The organism is Colwellia psychrerythraea (genome assembly GCF_000764225.1).
Classification (GTDB): domain Bacteria; phylum Pseudomonadota; class Gammaproteobacteria; order Enterobacterales; family Alteromonadaceae; genus Colwellia; species Colwellia psychrerythraea_D.
The window spans coordinates 235434-246594 of the sequence record NZ_JQED01000055.1; the positions used below are offsets into that span (position 1 = coordinate 235434).

General features: G+C 38.7%; 8 protein-coding genes. 1 reads left to right on the plus strand and 7 read right to left on the minus strand.

The features are described from left to right. Positions 1 to 80: 80 nt before the first annotated feature. The 5 genes from ND2E_RS02725 to ND2E_RS02705 all read right to left on the minus strand — a co-directional run bounded on the left by ND2E_RS02725 (position 81) and on the right by ND2E_RS02705 (position 6668). Positions 81 to 2267, minus strand: coding sequence for an MFS transporter (locus ND2E_RS02725; RefSeq protein WP_081962109.1), 2187 nt, complete (start codon positions 2265 to 2267; stop codon positions 81 to 83). Positions 2268 to 2631: 364 nt separating this feature from the next. Continuing rightward, positions 2632 to 3219 (minus strand): TetR/AcrR family transcriptional regulator, encoded by a 588-nt coding sequence (locus ND2E_RS02720; RefSeq protein WP_033095512.1) that lies wholly within the window; start codon positions 3217 to 3219, stop codon positions 2632 to 2634. Between the two features lie 150 nt (positions 3220 to 3369). Further along, complete coding sequence (locus ND2E_RS02715; protein WP_033095513.1) at positions 3370 to 4797, minus strand: coniferyl aldehyde dehydrogenase; 1428 nt, start codon at positions 4795 to 4797, stop codon at positions 3370 to 3372. Between the two features lie 301 nt (positions 4798 to 5098). Continuing rightward, on the minus strand, positions 5099 to 5563 hold the full coding sequence (locus tag ND2E_RS02710; protein WP_052057013.1) for a class I SAM-dependent methyltransferase: 465 nt from the start codon (positions 5561 to 5563) through the stop codon (positions 5099 to 5101). 205 nt (positions 5564 to 5768) lie between these two features. Then, complete coding sequence (locus ND2E_RS02705; RefSeq protein ID WP_033095515.1) at positions 5769 to 6668, minus strand: LysR family transcriptional regulator; 900 nt, start codon at positions 6666 to 6668, stop codon at positions 5769 to 5771. 179 nt (positions 6669 to 6847) lie between these two features. On the opposite strand from ND2E_RS02705, the gene ND2E_RS02700 reads away from it, so the two are divergent. Then, a complete protein-coding gene (locus ND2E_RS02700; protein WP_033095516.1) occupies positions 6848 to 7825 on the plus strand; it encodes a zinc-dependent alcohol dehydrogenase family protein in 978 nt (325 codons plus the stop codon). 148 nt (positions 7826 to 7973) lie between these two features. Here the strand turns inward: ND2E_RS02700 and ND2E_RS02695 are convergent, their stop codons facing one another. Then, a complete protein-coding gene (locus tag ND2E_RS02695; RefSeq protein WP_052056955.1) occupies positions 7974 to 9497 on the minus strand; it encodes a tryptophan halogenase family protein in 1524 nt (507 codons plus the stop codon). A gap of 49 nt (positions 9498 to 9546) precedes the next feature. Continuing rightward, positions 9547 to 11037, minus strand: a complete 1491-nt coding sequence (locus ND2E_RS02690; protein ID WP_033095517.1) for a tryptophan halogenase family protein — start codon at positions 11035 to 11037, stop codon at positions 9547 to 9549. Positions 11038 to 11161: the final 124 nt, after the last annotated feature.

Here is an 11161-nt window from a genome sequence, read left to right on the forward strand (position 1 = left end):
GAGAGTTCAATAACTCAAACTCGACAGGTGTCGAAATAAATGCCAGCTTTATATGACCCCAGCTTTATATCCAGCCAACTTTAACTGTTTTGCTCATTATCATCAGATTGCGTCTGCACCGCTTCTTGTAATTGCTGCTCTACAATGTTTTGTAATGGTTTATCATCGATAGAAATACTTAATTCGCTATCTTCAATATCATCTGAATTTTGTAATATTTCAAGCATATCTGAGGCCACCTCAGGAAAAGAGTCAACGAAAGTACTCGCAATATCAACAGCATGCTCAGGAATATTCTCAACGATATGATTAATGTAATTACTTGCAGCAGACTCAATATTTTCTAGGGCATCTTCTGAGAATACTTGCTCATTTTCATGTTCGCTGTTGTTTTCAGTCTCATTTTCACTTTCACTGTCAATCAAGTTCTGAACATAAGCTTCAGCAACATCATTAGACGATTCAGGTAGAGACTCTGAAACGGTAAGAGCGAGCTCCGCAGATTGCTCTGGAGAAACATCTGTTAAACGATTATAGAGCTCGGTTGCCGTATTTTCTGACGCCGCCGCAACTCTATCAACCGGTCTCATTGCCTCTAAAGAATCAGATAGGCTTGTCATGTACTCTTCAGTCATTTCTAATAATTCGCTGGGGTATTCTTCCGCCATATTTTCAGCGGCTAACTCCATTAAATCAATACCGTTATCTGGCATTGCATTAGCAATCGCAACCACAATGTTAGTAAATTGATCCGGGTATTCCGAGGTGATCCAATCAACTAACTGATCTGCTTGCTCAGGGGAAGCATTGGTTAGGGCTTCAGCTATATGTATACTCATTTGTGGAGCTGCCGACGTTATAGCTGCATATAGTTTACCTATATCTATCGCTTCAATGGTACTTAATGCAGCGGCTAAATTTGACGCATTATCAGGGTCCCTTAGCACTAGTGCTTTAACCATATTGACGGCAGCTGATGGGTTTTTATTGGCCAAGCTAATCGCAACTTCCACTTCTGGAGTTGATTCAAATTGTGCCTCTGCGTAGTGTGTACGAGGATCCAGCTCTGATACGACGCCACTGGGGGTTTGCATGATAAAGCTTTCTTGCTCATCGAGGGGTAAAGATTGTCGTAGTTTCATTCGAAGAATTATAAAGAATAATAGCGTTAAAGCGACCACATTCATAAAACTAAACAGTGCACTGCTACCGAAGGAATCCATAACAACAGAAGCTAGGTAAGGCCCTAAAATACTACCCAATGCATAGATCAATAATAGTGAACTCATTGCCGATAAAATTTGCTCTTTTAGTACTTTATCAAACGTTTCAGACATGCTCATGGGGTAAAGGCAAGCAACCAAGCCAGTGATTAGTGCAATCACTAATAAGGTTAGTTTGAACATGTCTTTTGACATAAGTAATGGTACCGATAAGCACAATAAAATGAGCGTCGCTACCATAAATAACATGACTTTTCGGCGATCAAATTTATCCGATAAATAGGCTATAGGGAACTGTAGAATGATTGCACCCGAGATAGCTGCTCCCATAAATATTGACAAGTCTAAATCTGTAATGCCGTTTTTACTGGCAAAGATAGGCAACATATTCAATAGACCTGCATACAGAACCCCACAATAAAAGCAACTTACCACACCCAAAGGAGATAGTTTGAAAACCGTTATTAAAGACATCGATTGACTGTCTTCAATTTGAGGGCCTTGTTGCCTGCTAATAACGATGGGCGTTATGGACAAACTAAATAAAATGCCGCAAATAACAAACAGGGTAATATCATCAATTGGCGCGACGTTTAATAAAAACTGGCCAGAAAATAGCGCTGTCATTATCATCATCTGATTTATGGAGAGTATGCGTCCTCTGTTTTTTTCAGTGGCGCTATTGCTTAACCAGCTATCAAGTGTGGCGTTGGTGCAAGCAATACAAAATCCGGTCACTATTCTCATACCAGCAAGCATTAAAGGCTCAGGGTAGAGGCCTGAAAGTAAAATGGCCACTGAAGTTAAACTACCACACATGGCAAATATTCTTATGTGACCAGCACGTTGTAATAAGATACGGCTGTAATATGCGCCTAGCAAAAAACCCACAGATAACATAGATAAGACTAAACCCATATTATCTATGCTCACCCCATCGCTCTGCATACGCACTGGTAGCAAAATGTTGCTTAATCCATAACCTAGCATTAATAAAAAGCCACTGGTTAGTAGTAGGACAAAAGGTTTGAGGGTTGTAATCACACGCGGTTCTCTTGGCTATATTTGATAGATAATCTTTACGGAATTTAAGTAAGCGCATTACATAAAAATGGAGTCACTTATCGCGCAGGCAGAAATTACTTATACTACTTAAACGTAGTTGATAATTGCGCAGCATAACAACAGAATGTTATTGATTATAGTAAAAATATGGAAAATACAGATATACAAGCTTGGTCGTCGTTTTTAACTGCGTTTTAGTCGTTATTAGATGGGAATGGAGTCGAAGAAACTCAGAATAACTGCAATTTTATAGTGTGTTTGGCTGAAAGAGGGGCACTGAGCCATTAACGAAAAATGATAATAAATCACAAGTTGCGTTGGTTCAATAACAAGCGGTACACGTTTATCGAATGAGCGACTGCCAGAAAAGATTAAATGCAGCCTCGCGATATTTATTATCTTGGGCAAGATCGCTATTGTTAATGAAAAACTGGCTACTGGTGAGGAACTGACCATGGGCACTTTCTAACATCAGTTCTATAGGGTAATCAGCGATAAGTTGCTGTTGCTGTCCAAAAAGCATAATGTCTTTTAAAAAACCAAATTCATCAGCAAATATTTGAGCTTTAGTTTCAGCTGAAAGCGGCTGGTATTGCATAACGAGTAAGCAAAACTGTTGCTGCTCAGCGTTAGCTAAGGCCCACTCAATTGCTTGTTGCCATATAACTTTAGCTTGTTGTTCTAATTGACTTGCATCGAGTTTAAATGGTGCTATTTGCAGGGCAAATTCTTGTTTTATATTTTTATAAAGTTCTAGTACTAAGGCATCTTTTGAGGGGAAATGATGAAAAAGCGTGCCAGTGGCAACACCTGCTGTTTTAGCTATAGACGCAGTCGATGTTGCATAAATACCTTGATTAACAAATAAGGCTAAGGCGGCATCTAATAGCTGCTGTCTTTTATTTTTAGGCTGGTTTGTCGGTGCAGACATATATGCGTTTACTCTTTATTATAGGGTTAAGGCGCTGAATAATGAAGTGAGGACTAATTTTGTATTGGCACTATTCCACCATAGAATAGCGCCAATATAACACAGGAAAATAACATCATTATCGTATCATTGAATGTTAAACGTTTGATATTATCTTAAGAAAAACTTCAACATTAGTTTTTGTATAAACCCACCGTATGGCGGGTGTACTAATTTCCCGATATTTAGCTTGCCTCGAGACAATACTGTTTTTGCTTTTGAAAAAGTTAAAAAACCTTCCTTACCATGATATTGCCCCATACCAGAATCACCAATTCCTCCAAAAGGCGCGTCATCGGCTGCGACATGAAAGATTGTTTCATTAATACAAACACCACCAGAATGAGTTTGAGTTAATAAGTGCTGCTGAGTTTCGGTATCAAAACTCATAATATAGAGTGCTAAAGGGCGAGATCGCTGATTAATATAATCAATAGTTTCTGAAATATCTTCATAGCTAATGATTGGAAGAATAGGACCAAATATCTCTTGTTGCATGATCAGCATATCATCAGTAGTTTCAGTGACTAATTGTGTGGCAAGTGCACGAGAATCACGCACAATTTCTTGCCCATTAGCAGGAACGACCTTTGCACCTTTGCTAACAGCATCATCTAACCAAGACAGTAATCTACTATGCTGTGTTGAGTTGATAACATGGGCATAATCTGCGTTTTGTTGCTTATCGCTATACATAGCTTGAAATTGTTTTTGATAGCTGAGGATAAATTCTTCGACTTGCTCTTTAGGGCAAAGTATATAATCGGGCGCAACACATATTTGTCCCGCATTTAAGCACTTACCAAAAATTAAGCGCTCAACAGCGGTGTCTATTGGCATATCCGGCGCAATAATTACCGGCGATTTTCCACCTAACTCTAAAGTGACTGGTGTAAGATTATCAGCCGCTGCTCGCATTACATGGCGTCCAACCGTCGTCGAACCAGTAAAAATTAAGTGATCAAAAGGTAATGCAGAAAACTCTGCTGCGACGTCGGCTTCACCTTCAATACAGGCAACAGTATTTTGTTCAAAAATGCTGTTTAACATTTTTTTGATAACTTGGTTGGTATTGGGGGTAAATTCCGACAACTTTATCATTGCTCTATTGCCAGCAGCTAATGCCGTGATTAATGGGCCAATTGATAACATGACAGGGAAATTCCATGGCACCATAATACCTACCACGCCTAATGGTTGATAATGCACTTCAACTTTTGCTGGCGCTAATAATAGCCCTGCATGGCGACGTTGTGGTTTCATCCATTTGTTAAGACGTTTAATGGTGTAATTAATATTGACGATACAAGGCATGATATCGGCTATTAAACTATCTTGCGCGGGACGTTGCCCATAATCTTTATTTAGCGCATTGACCAAGTCATCTTGAAAAGAAAGTAGGGCACTTTTTAACGCCGTTAGCTGTGCCTTGCGCTCGTTAACTGACGGATCAGGAGCACTGCGATATGCCTGTTTCTGCCCAGTAAGTATGCTTGATAAATCACGCATTTCTGTATTCATTTTTTCTGACATATTCATCGGTAACTCCCTTGATCACATAGCGTAGTGTTTAAGCAGGTGAAGACCTGATTATTGCTATAAACGTAAATAGATAAAATATAGACTGACTAGTTAGTCGGTTTAGGTATTAAACCGCATTATTGCTAGAATTGCAATATATTGTTTGTTTTTTATTCACAAGGGTGACAGTTCAATGGTTAAAAAGGTATCGCAGCCAAGCGTAATTTTTCCGTACCTCTTGTTGATGCGTTTTTGAAGGGGGTATCAGGTCATTTGGCGTTGTAAAATAGGTAATTACTTCGGTGTTGCTTCCTTTAAACTACTTTATTTCAGTTTTTGTCTGACCAATTTTATATAAATAGATAGGCGACTTATAAAAATCACTCAACTGTATTGTTTTATAAGGTTGCCAAGAAGGTAGCGCAAAATTATTACTAATAAGGAAGTGCACGTCAGATTTTTCTACTTGCAATTTATGGTTGATTTTTTCCATCGCTTTGGGAAACAAATAGCATGTTAGTACGCAAGCCATAGACAAATCAGCGTGATAAAAATTTGTTCGATGTAAGGTTAGGTTTTGTAACCTCAATATTTTTTTAAGACAGCTTGATGTTAGCCATGGAAGAAAAGATAATTCGTATCCTACTATTTGCCTTTGCGGATATTTTTTGGCGATTCTGATGACAAAGTTACCCCAGCCACTTCCCAAGTCAACGATAGTACCTGAGCCCGTTTCGTTGATTAACTGAATCATAGCGAGATGAGCTTTATTTGAACTCGGCATAGGAGATATGCCCAATTTTACTGTGCTATATACAATTGAGCCGGTGATAAGTAACGCTATCAAAACGAAACTTATTAGTAAAAATAGTTCAGAAATTATCAAAGACATTTCTCCAATAGATTGAATCCGTTATGAAGAAGAATAGGTTTATTATGCGGTTTTAAAACTTGCGCTGATAAAAGAGAATAACACGTAACAAGAGCTATTAACTCTCAACGTTTATGATATTTTCTGCTAAAAAATCTAAGAAAACTCGCGTCTTTGGAGGAATCAACTCTCGTTTTAAGTAGATGGCATAAGTGGCACTCAACTCTTCATAAGGGCTGAAGGTATACTCTGGCATCACTTGAACTATTGAGCCATCTTCTAATTCTTTTTTGACCGCCCACAGAGGAATCAATGCGAGACCAGCATTATTAAGAACAAGCTGTTTTTGACCATTAACAGAATTAACAGAAATGGCTTTGTTCAGGGGGAGTATTGTTTTTTCCTCGGACATTAAAAACCAATCTTTCCATCGAGAATAATTGTATCTGATGCATTGATGGTTTGTTAGCTCTTTAGGAGAGTGTGGGGTGCTATGCTTTTGTAAATATTGAGGACTTGCACACAAGAGGAAGTTATTTAACGTTAACTGCCTTGCTATCATGTTTGAGTCAGGTAACCGACCGCTACGAATCGCTACATCAACATTTTCTTCGACAAGATCAACAACTCGTTCGGTTAACTCCAGCTCTATATCGATATTCGGATACAACGAAATAAATGTCGAAATTAATGGCAGTATCACACTTTCACCAAAACCCACCGTCATACTGATATTCAGCTTACCTTTGGGCACTTCTTGCAAGTCATTAACAACTCTTTTAGCTTCATCAATTTCTGAGACAATACGTTGTGAATATTCGTAATATTTATGCCCAGCTTCAGTTAAGCCAGTATTCCTTGTTGTTTTATTTAGCAACCGTACGCCAAGCTCTTGCTCTAATACGGCGAGCTGTCTAGAAATTGAAGAGGGTTGCACATCAAAAATTCTACTGGTTTGGGAAATACTGCCGGTTTCGACAACACTATTGAAATACAGTAACCGATTTAGTGAACTCATAGTGGCTGTAACATAAAGCTGTTTATTATTGTTTTACTCTAACTTCGTGTTGCTAAAAAGGCAAATGTGATTTGCTCTTTGTATTATGGTTTGCTCAATTTGCAATAGATAGAATAGCCATACTTACAAGAGATAGCTAACAAGTAGTTAACTAAATAAACAAATTATGAGAGAAATTTATGAAAGCAATGATCATTAAAGAAATCGGTCCCTCTGACGTGTTTCAACGGGTAGAAAAAGTAAAGCCCACCGCTAAACCTGGCCATATGGTAGTTGAGGTGAAAGCAACAAGTGTGAACCCAATTGATACTATGTTGCGTTCAGTAGAGCTGCCTTGGTCAACAAATTTACCTGAAATATTACACGGTGATGTGGCAGGTATTGTTCATGAAGTAGGGGAAGGTGTTACCAGCTTTAACGTCGGGGATGAAGTTTACGGTATGGCTGGTGGTATTAACGGCGTTGACGGCGCATTAGCTGAATTTATGTTGGTCGATGCGTTATTAATGGCGCATAAACCTAGAACGCTGACGATGAAACAAGCGGCCGCTTTACCATTAGTGGCAATCACTGCTTATGAAGCTCTTGTTGATAAAATGCATGTGCAATCAGGTGATAAAGTACTTATTCATGGCGCCACAGGTGGCGTTGGTCATATTGCGATTCAATTAGCCAAAATATTGGGGGCTAGTGTGACTGCAACTTATTCACCGGCGAATCAAGTGCTCGCAAAAACACTGGGTGCAGATAACCTAGTTGATTATAAGACTACCTCCGTTTCCGACTACGTGCAGGCTTATACTGAGGGGACTGGTTTTGATAAAGTATTTGATACTGTTGCTGGAGATAATATTGAAAAATCCTTCCAAGCAGCTAAATTCTATGGTCATGTAGCGACTATTTTACCCATTGCAGACCCACTACAAATTGCGTTGAAAAGTTTGTCATTTCACAGTGTTTTGATGCTTATTCCATTGTGCCACGGTATTAATCATGCTTCTCATGGTCGTATTCTGACTGAAATTGCAACCCTGGTCGATGCAGGTAAAATCACACCGATTATTGATGAAAGCAACTTTTCAATTTGGCAGGTTGCAAAAGCGCACGATCGTTTTTCTTCAGGGAAAGCCGTAGGGAAAATAACCTTAACTGTCTAAATTCCACATGAATTGAACCATCAATGACTGGGTTCTTGGGAGCTAAACTATCATGGATAGGTACTTATTGTTTCTAGTACCTATTTTGCATTTAGCTAGCAGCTTTTGATAGATCCGATAGAACGTTTATTGGTATGAGGTGCTAATGCTAACCTTTTGTTAAATAATCACTATGGTTATTGAAGTTTAGGCTACAGCCTTTGAGAAATGCGCTTATACCTTTGTCTTTATATAAATCGCCTGTACCTGGTTGATTTAAAGCTAACGCAGGAAAAGCGCCATATCCAGCAAGCAAGCAATGCCAAGAAACACTATCAAAATGCTCACTTAATTTCTGACGTTCTATTTCGGTTGCTAAATCTTCTCTTTTATACCAAACATTAAGTAATTGAATCAGTGATTCTGATAAATTTGAATTTTCTCTATTCGCACGCCAGTATTCACTATCATCTCTGGTATTAAGTTTGTAATGCGCAACAATATAATCTCTGACACAATCAAAACGTCTGGTCATAAATTGATTATAATGATCGCGATGAAGAGCACTAAAGTTACCTTTTTCAAATTGACTTATAAAGTATTCGATACCAATTTGTACTAAATGCAAAGCGGTAGCTTCGAGTGGTTCGATAAAACCTTGAGATAAGCCAAGTCCTAAACAATTATGAGACCAATGTTGGCTCAACTGACCCACTTTCATTTTCAAATGTCGGCACTCTTGTTTATCTTCTTCTGTGCCTAAGTGTTGTCTAAATTCAAGCTCTGCATCATTTTGTGAAATAAAGTCTGCACTATAGACATAACCATTGCCAAAGCGGTTAGCTAGTGGAATTTTCCAACACCAACCGGCAGAAAGCGCCGTTGATACCGTTTCTACAGGTACAACATCTGTCATCTCTGTTGTCATGACTACTGCAGAGTCATTAAATAAGTTTTCTTTAAAACTATTAAATGTAACGCCAAGTGTTTTTTGCATCATTACTGAAGAAAACCCGCTGCAATCAATGAAAAAATCTCCGGCGATTCGCTCGCCTGATTTTGTTTGCACGGCAGCAATATCACCATTAGGGTGACGCTCAACATTAATGATATGTTCTTGTCTTAACGTTACTCCCATATTGACTGCCTGTTCTGCTAAAAACTCACCAAGTAAATGAGAATTAAAATGATAGCCATATTCCATTTTAAAGGGAAAATTATCGGGCGTTAATGGTCCTTTATTTTGCTTAGCAAGCTCACCATTTAATAAAAAGTCCTCTGCTTGCGTATTTACCTCTAACCCTAAACGGCGTGTTGCACAATTAACTTGAAAAGCACGTGAGGTAAACGTATCAACTTGAGTAGGAAAAGGGTGGCTATAACTATCAACCCCTGATTGAGGACTCCAGCCGTTAAAACGAATACTGACTTTGTATGTGGCATTGCATCTAGGCATCCATTGATGCTCTTTAATATCTAACATTTCAAAGAAACGCTTCAATGTCGGTGTTGATCCTTCCCCAACACCAATAATTCCCACGTCAGGAGATTGTATTAAGGTCACCTCTACCTTCTGCTTTGGCCACTTTTTAGCAAATAAATTTGCCGCCATCCAACCAGCGGTTCCTCCACCGACAATGACAAGCTTTATTGAAGGATTTTTGCTGCTATTGTTGCTGGAAGAAATTATCATATTTAGCTCACTTTATAAGGGACATTATTTATCATAAATATTTGGCTATCTACTGACGACAATACATAGTCAAAAACTCATCATGACTGGGTAGTTTATCTATTGGCGCTTGTTTTATTTCTTTCACCTTTCTCAGCATTTCAGTGAGCTTTTCATCTGACATAGTGTCAGCAATTGGATGGTAATCTTGTGGTATAATGCCTTGTCCTAACATCACTTGCAGCCATGAGCTGTCGGTGAACAAATCATTTTGCTCTCTAAATAATCGCCCGCTTTGTTTAAATATTTCAATTTTATGGGCGAGACTATCCGGTATTTTCATCTGACACATGTCTTGCCAAAAATCACTATCTGTTCGTTCAGTGGCATGATAATGCAGTACTAAAAAGTCTCTGATTTGTTCAAACTCAGTAGCAGATTGTTTGTTGAATTCATCCACTAAACTGCTATTAATACCTAGATGGGGAAAAAGGTGTACTAAGCGAACAACAGCAGATTGCACTAGGTGAATACTGGTCGATTCAAGCGGCTCTAAAAAACCACTTGATAGGCCAATAGCGATGACATTTTTGTTCCACTGTTGGTAACGTCGGCCTGTTTGAAACCTAATGACTTTAGGGTCAGCAATCGCTTTACTGTCTAAATTACCCATTAAGGTATCCATAGCTTGCTGATCGCTGCAATGGCTACTACTGTAAACTAGGCCATTACCGTTACGGTGTTGCAGTGGAATGCGCCACTGCCAGCCTGCTGAATGTGCAATAGAACGGGTATAAGGTAAGGTTTTGTCTAAACGTTCTGAAGGGACTGCAATCGCTCGATCGCATTGTAGTAAATGACTCCAATCTTCATAACCCGTGCGAAGTTTTTCTTGAATAAGTAACCCTCTAAAGCCTGAACAGTCGATAAATAAATCACCGTTAACGGTTTGTCCATTCTTCAATTTAAGAGACGTTATATGTCCAGAAGTAGGGCATTGCTCAACGTGTTCGACTAAACCTTCTGTTCTAATTACGCCCAGTTTTTCACTAAATTTGCGTAGATACTTTGCATACAATCCAGCGTCAAAATGATAAGCATAGGGTAATTCAATAATGGGGTCTTTACTTTTTATTTGGGCAAATTTACCGGCTTTAGCACATAAATAATTTAAATCGTATTGCCACAAATGACTACCATCTTCTAATTGGTTAGCGCGCTTTAATAAGTGATGAAAATGACAAAAAGCTAAGCTTTTCCCTGCGGCACCAAAACTATGTAGATAGCTATGGCCCCTATTTTTCCAATCTTCAAAATTAATACCTAGTTTAATGGTCGCTTTGGTTTCCCGTAAAAATTCAGCTTCGTTAATACCCAACACATTATTTAAATGGCGAATAGGGGGAATAGTTGCCTCACCAACGCCAATAGTGCCGATATCATCAGACTCAACCAATTCAAGTTGAATTGATGAACCCAGTATTTTTTTCAGTAAAGCGGCTGAAATCCACCCTGATGTACCGCCACCTAATACCACTACTTTTTTAATTGGATTATTCATGTTTGAGCCACTCTTATAAATAACGTGTGATTTAATCAAATGAATTTTGCACTACAATACTTTTGTCTTGGACGTTTGAAAGGTAGTCATTAATAGAGACAACAATGTAAGACTTACAAACCCT